This is a genomic window from Paenibacillus sp. DMB5 (genome assembly GCF_001517085.1).
Taxonomy (GTDB): Bacteria; Bacillota; Bacilli; order Paenibacillales; family Paenibacillaceae; genus Paenibacillus_AQ.
This window is the reverse complement of record NZ_LRAC01000138.1, coordinates 50,823-73,604: the sequence shown is the minus strand read 5'-3', so window position 1 is coordinate 73,604 and position 22,782 is coordinate 50,823. Positions and strand designations below refer to the sequence as shown.

20 protein-coding genes and 1 pseudogene are annotated in these 22,782 nt (G+C 51.5%); 1 reads left to right on the top strand and 20 read right to left on the bottom strand.

Going from position 1 to position 22,782, the window contains the following annotated elements:
* Positions 1 to 68 precede the first annotated feature (68 nt).
* The 12 genes and pseudogenes from AWJ19_RS22130 to AWJ19_RS22075 all read right to left on the bottom strand — a co-directional run bounded on the left by AWJ19_RS22130 (position 69) and on the right by AWJ19_RS22075 (position 10,670).
* A complete protein-coding gene (locus AWJ19_RS22130; RefSeq protein ID WP_068727103.1) occupies positions 69 to 1,271 on the bottom strand; it encodes an HpcH/HpaI aldolase/citrate lyase family protein in 1,203 nt (400 codons plus the stop codon).
* A gap of 216 nt (positions 1,272 to 1,487) precedes the next feature.
* Positions 1,488 to 2,231: a TerC family protein gene (locus AWJ19_RS22125; RefSeq protein ID WP_068727101.1), complete on the bottom strand. Its 744-nt coding sequence runs from the start codon at positions 2,229 to 2,231 to the stop codon at positions 1,488 to 1,490.
* A gap of 26 nt (positions 2,232 to 2,257) precedes the next feature.
* Positions 2,258 to 3,529, bottom strand: coding sequence for a TerD family protein (locus AWJ19_RS22120; protein ID WP_068727100.1), 1,272 nt, complete (start codon positions 3,527 to 3,529; stop codon positions 2,258 to 2,260).
* A gap of 132 nt (positions 3,530 to 3,661) precedes the next feature.
* Positions 3,662 to 4,243 (bottom strand): TerD family protein, encoded by a 582-nt coding sequence (locus AWJ19_RS22115; protein WP_068727098.1) that lies wholly within the window; start codon positions 4,241 to 4,243, stop codon positions 3,662 to 3,664.
* A gap of 21 nt (positions 4,244 to 4,264) precedes the next feature.
* A pseudogene (locus AWJ19_RS22110) lies at positions 4,265 to 4,839 on the bottom strand (TerD family protein).
* A gap of 35 nt (positions 4,840 to 4,874) precedes the next feature.
* On the bottom strand, positions 4,875 to 5,471 hold the full coding sequence (locus AWJ19_RS22105) for a TerD family protein (protein ID WP_068727096.1): 597 nt from the start codon (positions 5,469 to 5,471) through the stop codon (positions 4,875 to 4,877).
* A gap of 122 nt (positions 5,472 to 5,593) precedes the next feature.
* Positions 5,594 to 6,040 carry a tellurite resistance TerB family protein gene (locus AWJ19_RS22100; protein WP_068727094.1) on the bottom strand — a complete coding sequence of 149 codons (447 nt, stop codon included), beginning with the start codon at positions 6,038 to 6,040 and terminating at the stop codon, positions 5,594 to 5,596.
* A gap of 155 nt (positions 6,041 to 6,195) precedes the next feature.
* Positions 6,196 to 6,918, bottom strand: a complete 723-nt coding sequence (locus AWJ19_RS22095) for an amino acid ABC transporter ATP-binding protein (RefSeq protein WP_068727134.1) — start codon at positions 6,916 to 6,918, stop codon at positions 6,196 to 6,198.
* Positions 6,919 to 6,933: 15 nt separating this feature from the next.
* Positions 6,934 to 7,581: an amino acid ABC transporter permease gene (locus AWJ19_RS22090; protein WP_068727093.1), complete on the bottom strand. Its 648-nt coding sequence runs from the start codon at positions 7,579 to 7,581 to the stop codon at positions 6,934 to 6,936.
* A 112-nt stretch (positions 7,582 to 7,693) separates the two neighbouring features.
* Entirely contained in the window at positions 7,694 to 8,452 is a 759-nt protein-coding gene (locus AWJ19_RS22085; RefSeq protein ID WP_241781845.1) for a transporter substrate-binding domain-containing protein, read from the bottom strand.
* A gap of 287 nt (positions 8,453 to 8,739) precedes the next feature.
* The gene (gene aguB / locus AWJ19_RS22080; protein WP_068727090.1) at positions 8,740 to 9,615 is read right to left on the bottom strand and encodes an N-carbamoylputrescine amidase; all 876 of its coding nucleotides are present in this window, start codon (positions 9,613 to 9,615) and stop codon (positions 8,740 to 8,742) included.
* Between the two features lie 26 nt (positions 9,616 to 9,641).
* Positions 9,642 to 10,670, bottom strand: a complete 1,029-nt coding sequence (locus AWJ19_RS22075; protein ID WP_068727088.1) for an agmatine deiminase family protein — start codon at positions 10,668 to 10,670, stop codon at positions 9,642 to 9,644.
* Positions 10,671 to 10,887: 217 nt separating this feature from the next.
* Here AWJ19_RS22075 and AWJ19_RS22070 point away from each other — a divergent pair, with 217 nt between their 5' ends.
* Positions 10,888 to 12,276 (top strand): helix-turn-helix transcriptional regulator, encoded by a 1,389-nt coding sequence (locus AWJ19_RS22070; RefSeq protein WP_068727086.1) that lies wholly within the window; start codon positions 10,888 to 10,890, stop codon positions 12,274 to 12,276.
* A 242-nt stretch (positions 12,277 to 12,518) separates the two neighbouring features.
* Here AWJ19_RS22070 and yfcE read toward each other — a convergent pair whose 3' ends face one another.
* The 8 genes from yfcE to AWJ19_RS34870 all read right to left on the bottom strand — a co-directional run bounded on the left by yfcE (position 12,519) and on the right by AWJ19_RS34870 (position 22,619).
* Positions 12,519 to 13,061, bottom strand: coding sequence for a phosphodiesterase (gene yfcE / locus AWJ19_RS22065; RefSeq protein WP_068727083.1), 543 nt, complete (start codon positions 13,059 to 13,061; stop codon positions 12,519 to 12,521).
* A gap of 111 nt (positions 13,062 to 13,172) precedes the next feature.
* Positions 13,173 to 14,660 carry a glutamate synthase subunit beta gene (locus AWJ19_RS22060; protein ID WP_068727082.1) on the bottom strand — a complete coding sequence of 496 codons (1,488 nt, stop codon included), beginning with the start codon at positions 14,658 to 14,660 and terminating at the stop codon, positions 13,173 to 13,175.
* Between the two features lie 233 nt (positions 14,661 to 14,893).
* Positions 14,894 to 15,868, bottom strand: a complete 975-nt coding sequence (locus AWJ19_RS22055) for a permease prefix domain 1-containing protein (RefSeq protein WP_068727080.1) — start codon at positions 15,866 to 15,868, stop codon at positions 14,894 to 14,896.
* A gap of 4 nt (positions 15,869 to 15,872) precedes the next feature.
* The gene (locus AWJ19_RS22050; RefSeq protein ID WP_068727078.1) at positions 15,873 to 16,199 is read right to left on the bottom strand and encodes a PadR family transcriptional regulator; all 327 of its coding nucleotides are present in this window, start codon (positions 16,197 to 16,199) and stop codon (positions 15,873 to 15,875) included.
* A 185-nt stretch (positions 16,200 to 16,384) separates the two neighbouring features.
* A complete protein-coding gene (gene pulA / locus AWJ19_RS22045; protein WP_068727077.1) occupies positions 16,385 to 18,343 on the bottom strand; it encodes a type I pullulanase in 1,959 nt (652 codons plus the stop codon).
* 126 nt (positions 18,344 to 18,469) lie between these two features.
* Positions 18,470 to 19,087 (bottom strand): C39 family peptidase, encoded by a 618-nt coding sequence (locus AWJ19_RS22040; RefSeq protein ID WP_068727076.1) that lies wholly within the window; start codon positions 19,085 to 19,087, stop codon positions 18,470 to 18,472.
* A complete protein-coding gene (locus tag AWJ19_RS22035) occupies positions 19,084 to 22,455 on the bottom strand; it encodes a PAS domain S-box protein (protein WP_068727074.1) in 3,372 nt (1,123 codons plus the stop codon). Before AWJ19_RS22035 ends, AWJ19_RS22040 begins: the two co-directional genes overlap by 4 nt.
* Positions 22,395 to 22,619, bottom strand: a complete 225-nt coding sequence (locus AWJ19_RS34870; RefSeq protein WP_128083665.1) for a hypothetical protein — start codon at positions 22,617 to 22,619, stop codon at positions 22,395 to 22,397. Before AWJ19_RS34870 ends, AWJ19_RS22035 begins: the two co-directional genes overlap by 61 nt.
* Between the last annotated feature and the right edge of the window lie 163 nt (positions 22,620 to 22,782).

Genomic DNA, 22,782 nt, shown 5'->3' with positions numbered 1-22,782 from the left:
GGGAATCAACCGGCATCTGAAAAGGGTTAGCCGTCTCTGTTACTGTAACCTGCAGATTGTCGACAATATTAAACGTGTGTATATTCGTTTTCGGGTAGTAGGCAGGCAAAATGCTGTTCTTCATGTAACACCCCGTATACTTGAGATCTTTGTAAAATACGCTTCGCCCAGTTCAAATGCGGCTTGATTTCATTCATCTTGTTAAAATATTCACTTTTAAACACGCCGCGGCTGCCGTCATTGCTCTCAACAATGCTTAGCGCATCCACATATTCCTCATGCCGGACCGAATACATGGCCTGTACGGGTCTGAGATGGGACGGATGGATAATCGTCTTGCCTACAATGCCGTTTTCTTTGTCCAGCTTCACTTCGCGGATCAGGCCCTCAGCTGCGCTGGAATAATAGCCGGCTTCCCGCGCCGGCCTGCCAAAGGACTCTTCAAAAGGCAGCGTCCGCAGCTGTGGCCGTAAACTGTGCCGGCCTTTATTGCCAAAGTACTCCCATACCGGGCCTGAAATGACATAGCCCTCCTCCACCCTGCCGAATATATTGAGGATCTCCGAGATGCAGTCCCGGATGGGTGCAAGCTCATAAATACTGATCTCCGGGCTGCGGCGCAGTCCGAACAGACTGGAGAAATCGGTTGCCCCGATTCTTACATTCAGTACATAATCGCGGTAGTCGCCCAGCAGATTGCGGATGGCCAGCAGGCTGTCAAGCCGGCTCTCCCGGTATATAATCGGCGCGCTCTCCAGAATCGGCATGCCGTACAGAACGGGCGTATTGTAACTCCGTGAGCTGTTATAATCGGCAATAGCCTCGAAGAAATCCGCCCCGTTCTCAGCCGTGAATTTAGGAAAGACAAACCCGGTAAGCATTGTTATCAGCGGGCCCAGCCGGAAGATCAGCTGCTGCAGCTGGACAGGATTGCGTACACGGATAAAGATCAGCGGAAGGCTGTGTACAGGATCGTGGTCATTCTCTGTATAAGCGGATAAGAAGGACAGATGCCTGACCACAGACTCCTCGGCAAACCGGACTTCCCCGTCACCAATGGCATCCTCAAGGTCAATAATGACCGTCACAAGTCCAGATTCCCTCAGCTTAAGGATATCCTCAGCTACACTGGTACGGGTAGCCGGCATATACAGTGCTGCACCAACCGCATAGGCCAGCAGCTCCTTGGCGGAATATTGATTAAACGTAACAGGCGGAGAGTAGAATAATGACGTTTCTTGTTCCTTAGTCAGGTAATCGAAATATTTCAAAGGCCGTTCCCCCTAATAGTTGTGCAAAACGAGGCAAAACAATAACAGAATGGCCTCTCCTTATAAAGAGCTGCAGAACCGCTTAAGCCGTCCTGTCGGGGACGGCTGCCGGTTTTCTCAAATACAAGCAAAGGCCATACTATTACATATACGATTACCGGACATAGAGGCCTGCACCTTCCCTGCGAAGGCCTCCCACCTATAGAACTCTGACTATTAAGCTTGTTTATCCATCTCCTTCTTCTTCTTGGCAGCACTATACAGCATAGTTCCTGCAAAGACCGCAATCAGAACGGTGAAGAAAATGGCGTGCGGCAGCTCATATCCGAAGGCCCCCGCAAGCATCTTGCCGGCAATAATAGCGATCAGCAGGAATGCCGCCTGCTCCAACTCAGGGAATTTCGCGATCAGCTTGAGGAATACCTGCGCCACTCCGCGCATCATCAGTACGCCGAGAATACCGCCCAGGAACAGCACCCAAACTTCGCTGCTCAGACCGAAGGCTGCGATGACACTGTCAATACTGAAAGCAATATCCATTAATTCAACAAGCAGTACCGTCTTCCAGAAGGAGGCGCCTTTATTCTCCGTATGTCCTTCTTCTCCGCTGCCCTTAAATAATCCTTTATAAGCGATGTAAAATAGATACAAGGCTCCCAAAACTTTGACCAGTGTAAACTCGATCAGATAGGTGCCGAGTCCTATTGCCAGGAATCTGAAGATATACGCGCCTAGAATCCCATAAAAGAGCGCCTTCTTCTGCTGTTCCTTCGGCAAATGCCGTACCATTACCGCGAGTACGAGCGCGTTATCAGCAGAGAGCAGGCCCTCCAGCAGAACCAGACTGCCGATAATCCCCCAGCTCACCGGATCGGACAGCGTTGCTGCTATATCGCCCCAGGAGAAGAAATGACCATAATTGTCACTGATGCTTCTAAAAAACTCACTTAACCAACCCATCCATAATGCGCCTCCGCAAAATATAATTATTTACTGCCCGCTACCCAGCGCAATCCCCAGCCGTAGGCCTGATCCATTTCCCTGTGGCCGCCAAAATATTGCACAAGCCGCTCGATACTGAACGTTTCATCACCGACGTTCTGTATAAGCGCAATCGCGCACATTCCTTTACGGTTGTTATGCTCGTCCAGATTAACAATGATATCCGGCCCGTCGTCCTGGTGAATGGTAACGACGCCATCCGCTTCAGACCAGTGGGTAACTCCCTGATAGATAAATGAAAAAATCAAAACCCGTCTGATTTCGGCAACCTTGCTGCCGTTAATCCGTAAATTCTCGCCCGATTTCACCGAGCCTGTCCGGTCGTCTCCATCAAGCATAATATAGGGAGCCTGCTGAAGATGGCCAAACGCATTGCCAAGCGCCTGGACAACACCCTTTCTGCCGTCCTTTAATTCATAAAGGCAGGCAAGATCCAGATCTACGCCGCCTTTACGGCTGAATAATCCCCCGCCCTGCCTCTGGTTCCAGTTCAGATTAATCAAAATTTCACCAAGGCCGGAGGCCGATTTCTTGAGATTAATCGAATCCCCCTTCTTCTTCAGCTCAATCTTCTTCAAGTTAAGATTAAGAGGCGGCGCTGGCGGTGCCGGAACCGGCGCTGGTACAGGTGACGGCGCTGGCGGTGGTGGTACAGGTGACGGACGCGGCGGCTGATTCTCCATCTTTGGAGGAGCCGGCTCGTCTTCCACCTCAATGCCGTAATTGCCGCATAACGCCTTGAGTCCGCCTTCAAAACCGGCTACAATGGCGCTAAATTTCCAGTCTGCGTTATATCTATATAATTCTCCTACTACAACAGCCGTTTCCACAGAGAAATGATTTCCAAGATTACATCGCATGATTTCCTCGCCGGTCATCCGGTTCAGAAGCCGGAAGTAGGCATTGCTCATTTGCCCGAATGTCTGCCTGCGGCTCTCACCGTTATACAGGGTGATTGCAAATGCGATCCTCATCGTTTCAGAGGGGACCTTGTCCAGTTCAATTTCGAAGTGCTTCAGGCCGCTTGATCCGCCGGCAGGCATATCCTTATAGCGGATAAAGGGCGTAACCGGATTATTATAAAAGATCAGATCATCATCACTGCTCACCTTCGCCTGTGCTCCCAGCAAAAATGCGGAAGCATCAATTTCCATATCAGCCGGAGCATGCCAGCTGATCTCTGCGGTCAGAGACGCCAGTCCGGGATTTCCGCGCGTCAGATCAACCTTCTGACCTTTCACTGCCTCTATGCCCATATGCTTAAACCACCTTTAAACATTAGCTGTAAGTTACGGCTAGGAGTGTCCATTTTTTAAATAAATTCGATATGATTTAAAAAGGGCAGGATCACTGGGGATCCCGCCTTTGAAGCGATAAAGCTGTTATTGCTATTGCGCGTCAAGTCCATAGTTCCGGCACAATGCCGCCAGTCCTCCGGTAAAGCCGCTGCCCACGGCCTGAAACTTCCAGTCCGCGCCATGGCGGTAAAATTCACAGAATACAACCGCCGTCTCTGTCGAGAAATCTTCACCGAGATCGAACCGCAGCACCTCACGTTCGCTTACAGCATCCACCACACGCACGAATGCATTAGAGACCTGTCCGAAATTCTGGGCACGGCTCTCCGCATCATAGATGGTTACTGTAATACCGACACGCTGAATCTGGGCCGGGACCTTGCTGAAATCAACAACAATCTGTTCATCATCGCCGTCGCCGGCACCAGTCCGGTTATCACCAGTATGCGTCACAGAGCCTGCGCCGCCGCTCGGATTGTTATAGAAAACAAAGTCATCCTCGCCCTTGGCCTTGCCGTCCTGATACAGCAGGAATGCAGAGGCATCCAGATCGAAATCCTTACCGCCGCTGTATTTATTCGTATCCCAGCCCAGTCCGACTACCACCTTCGTCAGACCCGGATTAGTCTTGGTCAGGTCAATCCGCTGTCCTTTGGAAAGACTGATTGTCACCGGCTATACCTTCTTTCCTATTTATTGCAGCCCGTAGTCGCGGGTAAGGCCGGCCAGGCCGTCCTTGTAGCCACTGCCGATTGCACTAAATTTCCACTCGCCGGCATTGCGGTACAGTTCGCCGACAACGACGCCGGTTTCGATAGAGAAATCTTCGCCGAGGTCAAAGCGGATCAGCTCTACATTACTTTCTTCGTTCACGATACGCACATAAGAACGGGAGACCTGTCCGAAATTCTGGCTTCTCTGCTCAGCTTCATAGATAGTAATGGTGAAAGCTACCTTCTCAACATCAGCAGGGATGTTTTTCAGGTCAATATCGATTACTTCATCATCGCCGTCACCTGCGCCGGTGCGGTTATCGCCGGCATGAACCACAGAGCCGTTCTCGTTCTGCTTGTTATTGAAGAAGATAAAGTTGGTTTCTTTGTCAACCTTACCGTTTGCATTAGTCAGGAATACGGATACATCAAGGTCAAAGTCCTTGCCGCCATCATACTTGTTGGTGTCCCAGCCGAGACCTACTTTAATTTTGGACAAGCCGGGTTAGTTTTCGTCAGATCGATCTTTTGCCCTTTGGATAAGTTAATTGCCATGGATAAAAACCTCTCTTCTATTAAAATTATTGACTTTAGATATATCGTTCAGCCAGTTGGTTGATATGTGCTGCATGGGCGCCTTCACCGACGGCCGCGAATTTCCATTCCTCGCCGTGACGGTAGAGCTCCCCGCAAATAAGTGCTGTAAAGCCTGTGTAATTGTCAGTCAGGTTAAACCGCACCAGCTCATTGTTACCGGATGCGTTGATAATACGGATATACGCCGATTTGATCATTCCGAAGTCCTGCTTGCGGTTGACGGCATCATAGATATTCACGACTACGAGAACCCTGTGCACATCGGAAGGAATCGCCTTCAGATTGACCTTGATCTGCTCGTCGTCACCCTCACCGTCGCCGGTCAGGTTATCACCCGAGTGGATAACCGAATTATTGGGATTCTGTTTGTTATGGAAGCATACCAGATTCGTTTTGTTCAGCAGCTTGCCGCCTTCGCTCAGCAGAATGGCCGAAGCGTCACAGTCCACGTTGGCCTGCTTCTTCACCCCGAAGAATCCGCGTGCAGGCTCAGCCGGGTCCCAGCCCAGGCCTACAACAACATTAGTCAGTCCGGCATTTCCTTTAGTAAGATCAATTTTCTGTCCTTTTACGAGATTAATTCCAGCCAACTTTAAGTACCTCCGTTCCCAAAAAGAATCACAGCCTGCAAGTCCAGCCTGAGGTTGTTCTATCAGTGATACGGTCCAGCTTCCCTTTCGTTTCAAAGAGTCCGATAAAATATCTGCGCCGCTTAAAGGCTGAATTCACCCGGGTTAAGTCCCAGCACCCCGCAGATGTTACGGACAATAGCCTTCTCGTTCTCGTCAAAATCACCGTCAGCCGCTCCGATCGCGGAGCAGACGCCTACAATGACACGGCCGACTTCAGGCTTGCCGGTAAATTTGCCGATTGCCTTAAGCGCTTCCTGCTTGCCGATCTCCGGAGAGAAGTCAAAATTGCTGACATAAAAGTTGAACTGGGTAATCACATCTCTCATATCAAATACCTTGAGTTCATTGCTGAGGTTCATATAGCCCGCCATCTTGTTCTTCTCAGCTTCCTCAATCTTGCCGTCAGCAGCAGCTACCAGGGCACAGCCTGCAACTACCGCATTCATGAAATCTTTATTTTTAAATTTCTTTACCTGTTCAGTCAGTCCGCTTTTGGTGGTGTTCAGCCAATTTTTGAAAGTGCTCATTGTCTTCTCCTTCTATCATTTAAATGATAATAAAATTAAAGATAGCAGAGAGCCTCCTCCCCGTCATTTCGACAGATATTTGCCGTATTCAGCGGCATTCAGCCTACCACTCTAATATAACCTATTGAATTGGAATATTCTAGTTTGCCAGATTTTCACAGCACCTTCGAGAGAAATTCGCGGGTACGCTCATGGGATGGACTGCCGAACAGCTGCTCCGGAGCTCCCTCCTCCACTATGACCCCCTGTTCCATAAACAGAACCCGGTCCCCCACTTCACGGGCGAAGCCCATTTCATGCGTTACCACAACCATTGTCATCCCTTCACGCGCCAGGTCCTTCATGACCGCCAGCACTTCGCCGACCATCTCCGGATCAAGCGCCGACGTCGGCTCGTCAAAGAGCATAATCTTGGGCTCCATCGCAAGCGCCCGGGCAATTGCTACCCGTTGTGACTGACCGCCGGACAGTGAGGCCGGGTACACCTCCGCCTTATCGCTCAGGCCTACCTTCTGCAGCAGTTCCAGCGCCTTCTGCCGCGCTTTATCCTCAGGCCATTTACGGACCTGCACAGGAGCCAGCATTATATTCTCGATCACCTTTTTGTGCGGAAACAGATTGAACTGCTGAAACACCATGCCAACCTCTGTACGGATATCATTAATCCTTGTGTTTTTGTCCATCAAGGAGGTGCCTTCAATTATAATATCGCCGCCCTGCGGCTGCTCCAGCAGGTTAAGACAGCGCAAAAAGGTGGACTTGCCCGAGCCTGAAGGCCCGATAACCACCACAACCTCACGGCTGTGAATGTCTGCATTAATATCGGTCAGCACCTGATGTGCTCCAAAAAATTTATCTAAATGTCTAACTTTGATGATAGGCTCCATACAGGATTACACCTTCCGTTCAATATAATTGAGCAGCTTGCTGAGGGAGTAAGTAAGGATGAAGTAGATAAGCGCTGCAGTCAGGTACGGCTCCCAGATCCGCAAATACTGGCCTTTCATGGTGTTGCTCCAGAACATGATTTCAGGTGCCGCCACCAGCGCCAGCAGGGAGGAATCTTTGACCAGGACGATAAATTCATTCCCGAAGGCCGGAACCATGCGCTTGATCGCCTGCGGCAGAATAATAAACCGCATCGCCTGCCATTTGGTCATGCCCAGTGACAGGGCAGCTTCACGCTGTCCGGGATCGATGGACTGGATGCCTGCACGAAAAATCTCTGCGGAATAGGCGGCAGAGTTCAGGGAGAGCGCTACGAAAGAGGTCATCAGGACATTGGTTGTCCCGTAAAAGGCCGGAATGAGCCCGAAGTGCACGATCAGAATCTGCACATACAGCGGCGTTCCCCGGAAAAAGTTGATATAGGAATGAAACGGCCAGCGGTAGATGGCCTTTGGCGCCATTTTGCCGAATCCGATGCCCAGTCCCAGGATAGAGCCGATCAGGATGGATACAATCGATACCCCGATCGTAAACAGCGTCCCTCTTAAAAAGACCGGTAAATAATGCACAATGATGTCAAATCTGAAGTCCATAGAACTCGCCCCTTCTCTTCTGCTTCTTTCTTGTCTCTCTTTAGCTTTCTTCAAAAAAGAAGCATGCGCAATAGCAATCATTACGCATGCTTTGATGTTTACCGGGTAATGCTTATTCCGCATTCAGCAGTGCAGCCGTATCCGGCTCTTCACCGAACCATTCTTTATAAATTTCCGCATATTTGCCGTTTTCGATAACCGTTTTGATGGCCGGGTCCAGCTTAGCCTTCCATTCGCTGCCCTTCGGATACAGGACACCGTAATATTCGGAACCGAAGTTTTCCTTATCCAGGATACCTACCAGCTTCTCGTTCGGGTTGTTCTTGATATATTCATTTACGATTGCAATATCAGCCACGACCGCATCCGCACCGCCTGCATTCAATTCCATCAGTGCCACAGCGTTACTGTCAAAGCGCTTCAGATTCGTATTGTCGACACCCATAATACCACTCATCAGATCATCGGCAGTTGTTGCGCCCTGTACGGCCACAACCTTATCCTTCAGGTCCAGGGCACTCTTGATGTCACTGCCTTCCTTAACCATGATCATATTGGTAGATTCAAAATAAGGAATGGAGTAATCGTAGGTTTCCTTACGCTCGTCTGTAATGGATACCGAAGACACGCCAGCCTGATATTCTGTTCCCTGCTGTACGCTGGTGAGCATTGTATCCCAGCCGGTATTGGTGATTGTGTATTTCACTCCGGCTTCTTCCATTACCGCCTTGATGAAATCAATATCAAATCCCTTAATTGTGTCCGTATCCATATACTCCATCGGCGCGTAGCTTGCATCGGTCGCAATTTTGATGGTCTCTCCCGCAGCTGCATTACCGCCCGCATCGTTATTTGAGCCGCAGCCCGCCATTGTCAGCATAAAGCATGCAGCTAAAGCTGACATAGCCCATTTCTTCCCGATCCCCATACTCCAATCCCCCTACTATTTTTGTAAAATACTTATAGAGATTTTATCAGATTAAAGTGGTGGTGACAATTAACTTTTCTCCAATATGTTAGTTTACATGACATGTTATCAAGGAATTGTAACATTTCCTGCTCTATTTGCCGGCTGCAGTTGAGCTGGAGGGTATCAGAAACACAAAAAAGGCTGTCTCCAAAAGAGACAGCCTCGTATCTTTGCAATTTTATGGCTGATTAGAAAGTCAGATCACCGTCATAGGAAGCGATCAACCGGTACAGCTCGGGACGGCGGTCACGGAAAATCCCCCACTCGATCCGCCCGACCTCAAGCGCGTCCAGATCGAATTCACTGACCAGCACCGCCTGCTCATCGCGTCCGGCTTCAACAACCTTGTTGCCCTGCGGGCCTGCAATGAATGAAGAACCATAGAAGTTGATGCTGGACTCTTCGTCGCTCTCCTCACCGATCCGGTTGGAGGCAACCACAGGAATCAGATTAGCGGCCGCATGCCCCAGCATGCAGGTCTGCCAGTGATCCTTGGAATCAATCGAGCCATCCTGCGGCTCTGAACCGATGGCCGTCGGGTAGAACAGAATCTCCGCTCCCATCAGGCTCATGACGCGTGCCGCTTCCGGGTACCACTGATCCCAGCATACACCTACGCCGATTTTGGCATAGCGGGTATTCCAGACCTTAAAGCCGGTGTCACCCGGATTGAAGTAGAACTTCTCCTCGTATCCAGGACCGTCCGGAATATGGCTCTTGCGGTATTTGCCCAGCACTGTACCGTCGGCATCAATGACCGCCAGCGAATTGTAGCGCGCGTAGTTCTTTTTCTCATAGAAGCTGATCGGCAGCACTACTTGCAGCTCTTTGGCAATCGCTTTGAAATGGTTCACTGCCTTATTGTTCTCAAGCTCGGTCGCATACGCGTAATAGTCGGATTTCTCCTTCTGGCAGAAATACGGGGTTTCGAACAGCTCCTGAAGCAGAATAATCTGCGCTCCCTGCGCTGCCGCTTCCCTTACCAAAACCTCAGCCTTGCGGATATTTTCATCAATGTCACCGGAACAGCTCATTTGTGTTGCGGCTACTTTTACTTTTCTCACTATTTTAGTCCTCCTTGCAAATTCAGTTATTTCCGTGCAGGCATCTGCTGGGTGGTGCAGTGTACATTTCCGCCTTCACCGATTACAGCCATACCATTTACAGTACGGATTCTACGGTCAGGAAACAGGGCTGCGAGCTGCTGCTCGGCAAGCTTGTCCGTCTCAGCTGCCGTACCGCCGAACACCGGCAGGATGATGCCGCCGTTCACAAAATAGAAATTCAGATAGCTGAGCGTAAGCCGGCTGTCTTCATAATCGACACGCGGGGGCTGCTGAATCTGGATAATCTCCAGCTTGCGCCCTTTAGCATCCACCGTATTCTCCAAAATACGCAGATTCTCCCGGGTTATTTCGTAGTTCTCATCTTCCTTATCATCGCAGACCTGGATAATTACCTTGCCGGGTGCAGCGAAGCAGGCAATATTGTCGACATGGCCGTCGGTTTCGTCACCGCTGAGGCCCCGTTTCAGCCAAATAATGGACTCTGTGCCGGTATACTGGCGCACATACTCCTCAATCTCTGAGCGGCTCAGCTCCGGATTGCGGTTGGTATTAAGCAGACACTCCTCGGTAGTAATCAGCGTCCCCTCACCGTCAGTATGGATGGAACCGCCCTCCATGACCAGCGGTGCATCAAAACGCTCAACCTGCAGGGATTCCAGGATCTGGGGAGCCACTGCATCATCAAGATCCCAAGGCATATATTTGCCGCCCCAGGCATTGAACTTCCAGTTCACCCCGGCGAGCTTTCCGTCTCCCGCAGCAACAAAGGTCGGCCCGTTATCACGCAGCCAGGCATCATTGTGCCGGACCGGCAGCAGGGTTACATTTGCGCCAAGATTAAAAACCTCTACCGCTTCCAGCTCCTCAGGGTTTACAATTACTGTAACTGGCTCAAACTCAGCAATTGCCTTTATAATTTCAGCATACCCTTCGCTTACGGATTTATAATTATCCGGGAACACCATAGAGGCTTGCACCGGCCAGGAAATGAAGGTCCGTTCATGCTTCTCCCATTCCGCCGGCATTGTATAGTTTAATTCTTTAGGATACATTCGTTAGATACCTCTGTCAGTTATATTTGAAGCAGCCTGCACATGCAAAAATGCTCCTTACCCATCATACAATAATATAGGAGTACGCTCAATTGGCAGAAATCTGCATGTTTTCACATATACGCCGTAACTCTAATATTGACCAGCGTTAAATTATGTATAATACTGGAAGATGTATATTTATTACCGGTTCCACAGCGTGAAAGGTGGTTATCATTTGGAAGCTGCATCCACGATCCTAACAGAGCTTGAAGATTATATGAAGCGTGAAGCTCTAACCATATCTAAATTTGCTGCGCGTTCCGGGATGAACTCCGGCACACTCAGTAACGTCATTCAGGGTCACCGCCCAATTGCCATGCAGCAGCTGGACCGGATTACTCTGGCCATGAATCTGCCTGAAGGATATTTCTATGAAATGTACGTTGATAACTATATTATAAACGGTGCCCCGGACTGGCGGCGGATCGGGCCACTGCTTCAGCGCTGTGCGGATCTGAATAAGCTGGAGGCGATCCACCGCATAGTCCAGCATATTATGGACAAGCTGATCTATGCACCGATGCTGTTTGATACAGCAGAAGAACTGTACGCCCAGGGACGTTTGGCGGCCGCCGCTCTAATGTATGAAAGCGTCGCCGAAGGTGAACGGTTCCAGCATTCTGAGCGTCTGGCGCTTTGCCGGTACAGACTGTTTACCATCGGACTGGGTGATAACCAGGAAGCCAATCTCCATGCCGCCAATCAGTTCGAGCCCTACGTAGAGCGCCTGGACGAAGCCGACCAGCTTGATGCGCTTAAGCATCTGGCAGATGTCTATGCCTCTATGCACCGCTGGGAAAAGGTCGATGAGCTCGCCGAACTCCTCGGACAAAAGGCCAGTCTGCAATACAAGCACCTCAAGCAGGAATCCAGGCAGAAGCAGCCAGGCCGGCCGTTGATTTACTATATACTATATGCTTATTTATCCAAAGCCGGGGTCTGCGATGAGCGCGGTGATTATCAAAAAGCTTTATATTACACCTCATTATATAGCGATGTTAGCTGGATGAAGCCACCCTTAAGCCAGGAAGAGCAGCGGGTCGTCGATCAGTTCCATGAGTGGGCCCATGCCAACACCTATTTATACCGCCTGATGTCCGGAGAAGTAGAGGTGCTGCCTGAGTACATCAGCTATATCGAGAATAAGGAGAACGAAATCCCTTCGGCCTTGTACAAAATCATTCAGGCTGCCAACCGTTACCAATTCGACATTGATGAGATTCTGGAGCGGTTCAAAAATCACAGGACCTACAGAGAACAGCAAAGCCGCCTGGGAAAGTTCACGCAGCAATTAACCGGTGACAGGCATACACGGTTTATGACGGAGCTGGCATTGTATTATTTAAGACACAATAATTTTTCTGCTGGCTTTCATTACCTTCTAGAAGGTTTGGAATCATCTGTTATTATAAAAAGTGACTCCAACATCGTCAGATGTGTCGGAATTTTCGAAAAATACCGGCCGTCCGCCTTACCGGAGTACATTCAGAGGTATTCAAATTCAATGAGCGAGGTGTACAGAATCAATGAAAAAAAAGATGGCCTTATTGATGTCACTAATTAGCTTGGCAATTGTATTGGTCTCCACCAGCAATGTTGTTGAAGCAATATATCAGCCGCTTACGCATGGCTGGGGAGGATAAATATACTTATTGCAATCCATTCCATACTTCATCCGGCCATCAGCTGTATGGCTATGAATGACCTGAAATGGACATAACGAGGGGCCGCGCTATTGCGCGGCCCCTTCTTTGTGTCGGCATGCAAGTTCAGTTTTCTCACCAAGCCCTGCAGGGGACACTTAATTTACAGTTGAATTTGCTTTAATGCCTTTCCGTCAAAATCCTTAATCGTAAATACCCCGTCAGCCAGAATGCCGTAAGAATGCGGGTTATTCTCTTTGGGAAGAGCAATGGATCCCGGATTCAGCACGTAAACCCCTTCCTTTACATCTGCTACCGGCAGATGCGTGTGCCCCTGGATAAAAATATCACCCGGCGCGAGCGGCGGCAGCTGTTCGATGCTGAAGCCATGTCCGTGGGTCACATAAATCTTCCGCCCTTCGTGCAGGATCAGCACATAATCGCCCATCATCGGGAACTGCAGCAGCATCTGGTCAACCTCGGCATCACAATTGCCGCGTACAGCAACCAGTGATTTGCCGTAGGCATTGAGCCGGGCGGCCACTCCCTGAGGATCATATCCCTCCGGCAGCGGATTGCGCGGGCCATGATACAAGAAATCACCAAGGATAACAAGCGTATGCGGCTGCTCCTCTCCGGTCTTGGCCAGAGCCTTCTCCAGCCAATACAGCGAGCCGTGGATATCGGAGATAAACATCAATTTCATTGTACAGACTTCCCTTCCTAACAATTCTTTCTCATGGTTATCTTATCTCTCCCTGCAGGAGCATGCAAAACAGGACGCCGTCCGGCGTCCTGCAGCTTATCTGATATCCGTTCAATTAGGCAGGTTGGAGGAGCCCATCAGATAACGGTCTACCTCTCGGGCGGTCTGACGCCCCTCCTGAATCGCCCAGACTACAAGGCTCTGACCGCGGCGCATGTCTCCGGCTGTAAACACCCCGTCGATGTTGGTTGCCTGCACTCCGAATTCAGCCTTGGCATTGGAGCGCTCATCACGCTCAACTCCAAGCTGATTCAGCAGTGTGTCTTCCGGTCCGGTGAAGCCCAGTGCCAGCAGTACAAGCTGCGTCTTGAGCACTTCCCCGCTGCCCGGAACCTCCTGCGCCACCATCCGGCCCTGCTCGTTACGGACCCACTCAATGCGCACCGTATGCAGCTCCTGCACATGTCCGCCGTCATCGCCGACAAAACGCTTCGAGGATACGAGATAGCGGCGGGGGTCTTCCTTATACAGAGCTGCTGCCTCATGCTGGCCGTAGTCTACCTTCAGCACCTTGGGCCATTCCGGCCAAGGGTTGCCCGGCTGGCGGGTCAGCGGGGACTGCGGCATAATCTCCAGCTGGATTACGCTGCGGCAGCCGTGGCGGATGGAAGTCGCGACACAGTCAGTACCGGTGTCACCGCCGCCGATGACAACAACATCCTTGCCTGCCGCAGACAGGTATTCGCCGTCAGCCAGACCGGAATCGAGCAGGCTCTTCGTGTTCAGAGTCAGGAACTCCATCGCCTGGTGGATTCCGCGCAGTTCGCGGCCCTCGATCGGCAGGTCACGCGCCTGGGTCGAGCCTCCGCAGAGGACAACAGCATCATTCTCTTCCTGCAGCTGTGCGGCAGCAATATCCCTGCCGATCTCTGTCCGGGTTACGAAGGTGATGCCTTCAGCGGCAAGCAGATCGACCCGGCGCTGAACGGTCTTCTTATCCAGCTTCATATTCGGAATCCCGTAGGTCAGCAGTCCGCCGATCCGGTCAGCCCGCTCATAGACGGTTACCGTGTGTCCGGCTTTGTTGAGCTGGGCGGCGCAGGCGAGTCCGGCGGGACCGGAGCCGACAACGGCCACTCTCTTGCCTGTACGCACCAGCGGCGGCTCAGGAACGATCCAGCCTTCGGCAAAGCCGCGGTCAACGATGGAGCGTTCAATCGTCTTGATCGTGACCGGGCTGCCGTTCATTCCAACAGTGCAGGCGCCTTCGCACGGGGAAGGACAGACACGTCCCGTAAATTCCGGAAAGTTATTCGTCTTATGCAGCCGCTTGAGGGCAACCTGCCAGTTGCCGCGGTATACGAGGTCATTCCATTCGGGAATCAGATTATGCAGCGGACAGCCTGAGGCCATCCCGGAGAGCAGGCGCCCCACATGACAGAACGGTGTTCCGCAATCCATGCAGCGGGAGCCCTGCTCCTTCAGTTTATCTTCATCCATCGGCAGCAGAAATTCATCCCAGTTCTTAATACGCTGCAGCGGCTCGCACTCTGCGGCCGTCTGCCGCTGATATTCCATAAATCCGGTTGCTTTACCCATTCCTAGTCATCCTCCGAGTTTCTCTGATTGGCCGCCGTTAACATCATAGAAGCGGCATTGTTGCCCATTCGGCGCCAAAAAGATGGTTACTCTTTGTCACCGGCTGATCATTTGATACTGTAAAGCAGCAAAGTAGTGCCTATATATTATCATCGATTCTTTGCCGCCTAAATGAGCAATGTCACTTTTTTAATTAAAATTACGGGGATGGGTAAAGCAGGTTTATGACCGCCTTAACGGGCTTTTACCAGATTATATACCGAGCCGAATATGCCGAGCAGAATGCCAGTTACCGGAAACACGATCCAGTTGATGTCCCAGCGCTGGAAAACAAAGCCGCTAATCAGAAAAATGCAGGTAGCCAGCGGCCAGACAATAGAAGCGATTGAGCCCATGATGCGCTTCTCTTCTGTTTTATCAGGAGTGAGCTCGATATATTCTCCTTCCTTGAGCAGGAAGCTGAAGCTCTCCTTGATCGTTCCATAATAGATGAACAGAAAGACTGCCAGTGCGATGAGCAGGAGCATGATAGCCGCACCATAAGCCGTGGTGTCCTCACTGACGGCAGCCCAGGCAATAACCAGAACCGGTGATACTACACAAAGACAAATGCCGAGTGTCAGCGACAAGGTATACGTGGGAGTAAATGCACGGCTGCGCTGCTCAAGCTCTGTGCGCAAAAAGTAGGGCAGATTAAAGCCTTTTTGCAGATATTTATATTTGTCCATCATAGAGCTGCTGTAAATGAACAGGCCGACCGCAAAAGCTATCAGTACCAGCAGTATACTTACACCAATCATTCCGGCGGCATCCTCCGAGAGCACACCGCGCAGAAATCCGAATTCCGCAAGGGTAACAAGAACCATCAGCAGCGCGGGGCCGATCATGCACAGCATGACTCCGACTCCCACCATGAACCCGGCCTTCTTCTTCGCCACCGTGTAGCTCCAGGTATCCTCGGGCGCAAGCAGCGGAAGCAGCGTATCCTCTCCGCCCTTGGCCAGTTCAAGCTCATCAATCAGCTCATCAATGTTCCCGAACTCAGAAATAACGATGCCGACCGCTTCATTTTCCGACTTCCCTTCTTGTTTGAGCTCATGATATTTCTCCTCCATATTCGCAAGCAGATCCTGCTTCAGATTGAACGTCTGCTCTGTCCTGGGCAGGGATGCGAACATATTATTCAAATATGCGGCTATTGTATCCATGTCACTACAGCTCCTTTATAAATTTGTTGACGACCTCTTGCGTAACCTTCCACTCTGCGCATTTCTCCCGGTAATAGGCCAGCCCCAGCGGGGTGATGCGGTAATAAGTGCGTCTCTTACCAAACGTCTCATCCTGAAAAAAAGAATCGATATAGCCATTCTTCTCAAGACGGGTGAATGCGGAGTAAAGGGTGGTCTCCTTCATCACATACTTCTCGTCTGACAGCTTCCTGATGTTCTTGGATATTTCATATCCGTAAGATTCGCCATCAAGCAGCATGTAGAGAATAAGCGTATCATTGTATCCCCGGATAACATCACTGCTGATCAAGATTTGTCCTCCTTAGCGGTTTGCTTTTACTTCATCTGTCGTAGTAATTGAATTGTAGCACAGTTACTACGACAGGTGAAGTACTTTTTCCATAAAATAGGCTTGTGAAGGCAAAAAAACGGATGCCCTTCCTTATTCAGGAGCAGCATCCGTTGTTTATTTATCAGAGCTTGTAGAATGTACAGCTACGGCTGTACAGCGAGTACAACCATACCTGTTCCCTTGACTGTGAGCTTCCCGCCGGCAAGCCCCGGGGCCAGCTCTTCGCCGAACAGAATGCCCCATTCGCCAAGGGCTGGCAGCTTCAGGGAAGCGCCGTCCGGATTGGCATTATAGAGCACATACAGATGCTCTGCAGCATCTCCGCCGGCATGCCCGCGCAGTGTATAGGCCACTGTACCGGCCGGCGCCTGCTCAAACATCAGTGACGCCCGGATTTCCTCTGCGGTGCGCAGACGGAAGGCCGGGTGCGCCTTGCGCAGCGCTATCAGCCGCTTCATGTAATCAACATCAGCGGTATGCGCAGCGCAGCGCTCCCAATCCATCCAGTTGACCTCAGCCGGCGACTTATAGCTGTTCTCGACTCCGTCCTTGGTGCGCATAAATTCCTGACCGGCGTGCAAGAACGGGATCCCTTGACTGGTCAGCACCATTGCTGATGCAAGACGGTGCATTGCTGTCCTGTCGGCATCGCTCTCCCCCTTGGTGGACAAAACAATTTTGTCCCAGAGCGTGTGGTTATCATGACACTCCACAAAGTTCACACACTGCTGCGGCTCATCGGCAAACTGCCCCGCTTCCTGTCCATGGACTACGCCTCCGGTAATGCCGGTCTTGACGGCCTGCTCCAGGCCGCCTTTGCCGCTGACAAATCCCCGCTCCTCATAGCGGAAAATATTTCCCTTCACCGCATCACGGAAGCCGTCATTGAAATGGCCGATACCTGGCAGCACATCCGCGTTGCTCTGGCTGGCCAGCTTCTCGGGTGCCAGCTCGGTGTCCATGATCCAGCCCTCGCCGATCGTCATAATCGAAGGGTCCATGTCGTCCAGCCGGCGGCGGATTTCCTGCATCGTCCCTACATCCATCAGCCCCATCAGATCGAAGCGGAAGCCGTCGATATGATATTCTTTCGCCCAATACAAGACGGATTCCACGATAAAGCGCGAAACCATCAGCCGTTCGGTGGCAACATCATTTCCGCAGCCCGAGCCATTGGACAGGCTGCCGTCCGGCTTGTAGCGCAGATAGTAACCGGGAACCAGCTTCGTGAAGTTCACACGGAAGCCGTCGTATACATGGTTGTAGACGACATCCATTATGACACGCAGCCCGCGGTCATGCAGCGCCTGTATCATCGTCTTCAGTTCACGGATACGCACAGCCGGCGCATAAGGATTAGTGGCATAGGAGCCCTCAGGCGCATTATAATTTTTGGGATCGTATCCCCAGTTATAGTGGGGCTGATCCAGCTGGGTTTCATCAACGCTCTCTGTCGCATAATCATAAATCGGCAGCAGCTGCACATGCGTTACCCCGAGACCGGCGATATGATCCAGTCCGGTGGCAATTCCGCCGGGACCGCGGGTACCCTCCTCCGCCAGGCCGAGATATTGGCTTTTGTGGGCAATACCGCTTGCCGGATGTACCGACAAGTCACGCAGATGCAGCTCATAAATAACGGCATCGACCGGATCGGCAAGCGGCGGCTTGTCTTCCGTCCAGCGTGCAGGATTGGTCTTTGACATATCCAGAATGGCACTCCGGTCACCGTTAACCCCTACAGCCCGGGCATAGGGGTCTGCCGCTTCGTTCCACTGCTCCCCGACACGCACCCGGTAAGTATAAAACTTGCCCTCCAGATCACCGGGCACATTCAGCCTCCAGGTACCGCGCACTTCGCGGGTCATCGGCAAATGCTCACCTTCGGCATCCTGCCAGGCAGAGTAGAGCACAACCTCCGCTTCAAAGGCAGTAGGTGCCCATAAGCAGAAGGATGAATGATGCGGTGTATAGCTCAGGCCTAGATCATTGCCGTCATAGCTGAAGAGATTATCAAACTCCTGGTCAAACACGGATATTCCGCCGGTGGCCGCCGGATCACCATAATGAATCGGTTCTTTCATTTCTTTTTGTACGGACAAGGCAACCTGTCTCCTTTACCCTTTAATAACTGGAATTATAGAGTCATTATCCCAATTGCGCAAACGTTTGTACAGGATTTTTTAGAAGGATTTCTATTTCGTATATCGGCTGTATTAGCAGCAGGGTTAAAAACCGGTAATATTCAAACTCACCATTGTAATAACCGCCCGGTTGGGATTATAGGGGATACGCCGCTCCTGCCCCTGCCGGTAGCCGCCGTCCTTAAGCTTCAGGCCGTTGTCTTGCACCAGCAGCACAGGGCCTGAGCCGCCGGCAGGCTCCTCATAACCAGTTCCCAGCACCCAGTGATAGTCATAGGCGTATTTCCCCTGCCAGCGGAAGCTGAACCATTTATCGAATTTGAGCGCAACGGGACGGCCGGCATCTATCTCCGCTTTATAACGGTCCATATCATTGAATACCGCTACGTGATGCTGCCGGCCTGTATTCCCATCCTTCCCGGAAGCAGAACGGATATACCCGTTAGCAGCCCGGACGAAGCTGCGCACGCTCATCCCCCAGGCCCTCCCGCTGTGCCGGCTGTATATGTAATTTATATGTGCCGCTTTGGTCCCAAAATGCTTGCTGCCGGGAATAAAGTCCGCTCCCTGCCGCGTATGCCAGTACTCCATCATAGCCGCCAGAGTGGCCGGCCCGCACGCAGAGCCGGGCGAATGAACGCCCGGCTCCCACTGTGTATATGGTTCTGCTGCAAGGATCCGGCTCTGTGGTGTCCTGCTCATAATGCGATCCGCTCCTGCCTTGCCTGCAGCACACGTTCAATATCCGAGGCCTGAAATGGCTTGCCGATGAAATCTTCCATGCCCACAGCCAGGCAACGCTCCCGGTCCTCCGGTCTGGTAAAAGCTGTTACAGCTACCAGATAAGGACGGCTGTCCGGAGCAAGCTGCTCCCGGATCCGGGCTGCGGCGGTAAGCCCGCTCATCACAGGCATCTGCACATCCATAAACACAAGATCGTACGGCTTCTGCATCACGTTATGCAGCGCCTGCCGGCCGTCGGCCACCAGATCGGCAGCATATCCGCGTTTCTTGAGCATGGTCAGCAGGAGCCTCTGGTTGACCGGATGATCCTCGGCCACCAGAATCCGCAGCGGTCCGTATTTGGGCTCCACCTCCGCCTGGTCCCCGGAGGCCAGGCTTGTCTCCCCCGGCCCCGGCAATGCATATGTGGCGCTGCCGGCAGTTCCGGCTTTTAGCGAATCATGATCCTTGGGCTCTGCATTATCCGCCTCTCCGGAGTCCTTATACGTCTCAGCATCAACATGCATAGGCAGGGTAAAATAAAAATTGGAGCCTTCCCCTTCCCTGCTGTCCACTGCAATAGCTCCTCCCATAAGCTCCACAAGCCGCTTGCAGATCGACAAGCCCAGCCCGGTTCCGCCATATTTGCGGTTTATGGCCGGATGCAGCTGGGAGAAGGACTGGAATAACAGGGACTGCTTCTCCGGAGGAATACCGATTCCAGTGTCCTGCACGCTGAATTTCAGGGTCATCCTGTGCCGGCTGGGACAGAATTCCGTATCCACGGTAATAGCGACAGATCCCTGCTCGGTAAATTTGACCGCATTGCTGACCAGATTCACCAACACCTGGCGCAGCCGGTCTGCATCTCCGGTAATCAGCTTAGGCACGTCCGGGGCGATCCGGCAGGTCAGCTCAATATTTTTCTCCCGGGCCTTTGGCAGGAAGAGCTCCGTTACACTTTCCATCACCCACTCCAGATTCACCGGCTCCTGGACAAGCGTCATTTTCCCGGCTTCAATTTTGCTGAAATCCAGGATTTCATTCAGAATATACAGGAGTGAAGCACTGCTCTCACTGATAATCGTAGCGTACCCGCGCTGCTCCTCATTCAGCTCTGTTTCCGCAAGCAGGTCGGTCATGCCCATAATTCCGTTCATCGGGGTTCTCAGCTCATGGCTCATGATGGCGAGGAATTCCGATTTGGCCTGATCAGCCTTTTCGGCCGACTCCTTAGCGCGGATGATCTCCTGCTCATCGGTAATATCACGGAAGACGACAACCGCTCCGATACGCTCGCCTTTATCAAACAAAGGGGTTACCTGATACTCGGCCAAAAAGCTTGACCCGTCCTTCCGCCATAATACCGCATCATTGCTCTGAAGCGACTCTCCCGCCCGCACAGCCTGCATCAGCGGAGATTCTTCAGGCCGCGTGTAGCTGCCGTCCAGCGCCGTCTGCTGAATATATCTGAGGTAAGGCTGACCCATAATTTCACCATGGGCAAAGCCCAGCATATGCGCTCCGGCGGGATTGATAAAGGTCACTCTGCCTTCCGTATCCAGCCCAAAAATGCCCTCGGACACCGCATTGAGAATCAGCGTATAGTCATTGCTAAGCTTCTCAATCTGCTCGGTATAACGGGTACGTTCTGTAATATCGCGGGAAATGCCGAAGACCCCGACTACTTTGTCGTCAACAATAATAGGAATGTTGGTTGTATTGATCTCCACCAGATGCCCTGATTTATGAATCAGCGTCAGATCATAGCTTTGCGGCACACCCCGGACGGCCATCTCAAAATGGTACTTCGTCTTTTGGACATCCTTTTCATGCACAAGCGGCCCGTAATAATTGCCGATCAGCTCCTCCATGGAGTACCCGGACAACTCCTCAAGAATAGCATTTGCAGTTAAATATTCGCCCTGAAGATTCATGGAGTATACCGCTGAAGGATTATATTCAAACAGCGATTTGTAGCGCTGTTCGTTCTCCTGAAGCTTGGACTCAAACTGCTTGCGCTCGGTGATATCTCGTCCTACGGCAATGATCTCTGCGATCTGCCCCTGCTCATCAAAAATATAGCGGCTGTTCGTCTCAAACCAGACATAGCTGCCGTTTTTGTGGCGGTACCGGAAGGAAATCGGCGGAATGAATTTAGTCTTTACGCTTTCTGCCATCTTTTGCTGCATCATCGCCAGATCATCGGGATGCAGGTAGTCGTAGGCGCTGGTGCCGATCATCTCCTCCGGTTCATAGCCGAGCAGCGAGCGGCTGGCGGGAGAGCAGTACAGGAAGATGCCGTCCTTGATCGCATGCCGCGAGATCAGATCCAGAGAATTCTCCGACATCAGACGGAAATTACGCTCACTCTCTCTAAGCTGCTGCTCCATCTGCTGGCGTTCGGTGATATCCTGCATCATGCCGATCAGCTGAATCGGCTCACCGGCCGGATTAAGGATGACATCCCATTGAATATTGACCGTAAGCTCACTATGATCCTTTAGAATCAGCCGGTAAGCAGCCTCCCCGGATGTTCCCTTGGCCAGCGCCTGGGCAACATTATCATAGAGATAGCCGGTATCATCAGGATGAACCAGCTCGAGAAACGTCTGGTGATCCATTCCATCCTTCCCTGCATTGATATGCAGCATCCGCTGCAGCTCTTCCGAGAAGGACAGCTTTCCCTTCACCAGATCCCAGCTCCAGGAGCCGATCCGGGCAACTCTCTGTGCGGCAGCCAGAGCCTCTTCATTCTGTTTGCGGCTGGTCACGTTCCGGCCGATGCCCATAATTCTGGTAATTTCATTTTTTTCATTCCGGACCGCATGAAACGACGTTTCAAACCAGATATAGTGCCCGTCCTTATGGCGCAGACGGCGGACATATGTGTCATTTTCCAGCAGCCCGTCCGCCAAATTTATGTTCCTGCTATCATCGGGATGGTAGAATTCCAGACGGTTCCTGCCGATGATCTCCTCCGGCTTGTAGCCGATAAGCTTCAGCGAAGAGGGGGAAATAAAGCTCAGGACGCCATCAGGCTGGGAGAAGGAAATCATGCTTTGGTCGTCTTTTATAAATAAATCGTATAAATCACGGCTGTCAACGGTGAGCTGGTCCGCAATTTTCCGGTCTGTTATATCCGCTGCATATACGATAATATGCGGGGAGTCCTGTCCGATTTCAGGACGTACAAAGGTAAGGGACAGCCATAAGGGACGGCCTGCACGGCTGTAGAATTTCAGTTCCTTTACAGAAGAGGCCCCCGGCGCGAGAGAGCGCGGATTTACAGTTTCTTTAAATGACAGCCCCTCCTGCTCCGCCGGCGTGCAATCAGGCTCCCGCACACTTTGTTGTGAAGAAAATCAGCTTCATTGCAGCCCAAAATATCGCATAATGCGGAATTGACCTTGATCCATTTTTCCGCCTCTATGGCCCACACAGCCATTCCTACCGGGGACATCATGAATGCCTGATCCAGAATACTGTGATTCTCTGCCAAGTAATCCATCTATTCAGGGCCTCCTTCATCACGAGCCGGCTCCTATGCAGACTCTCTGTTAACTCTTTCTACAGTATACGACAAGTGAACAACGGAAGAAATGTATAGCACCGGTACAGGATATAAATACCGAATTTAAAATATTGACGGTGCCCTGTAATTCCACTAAAGT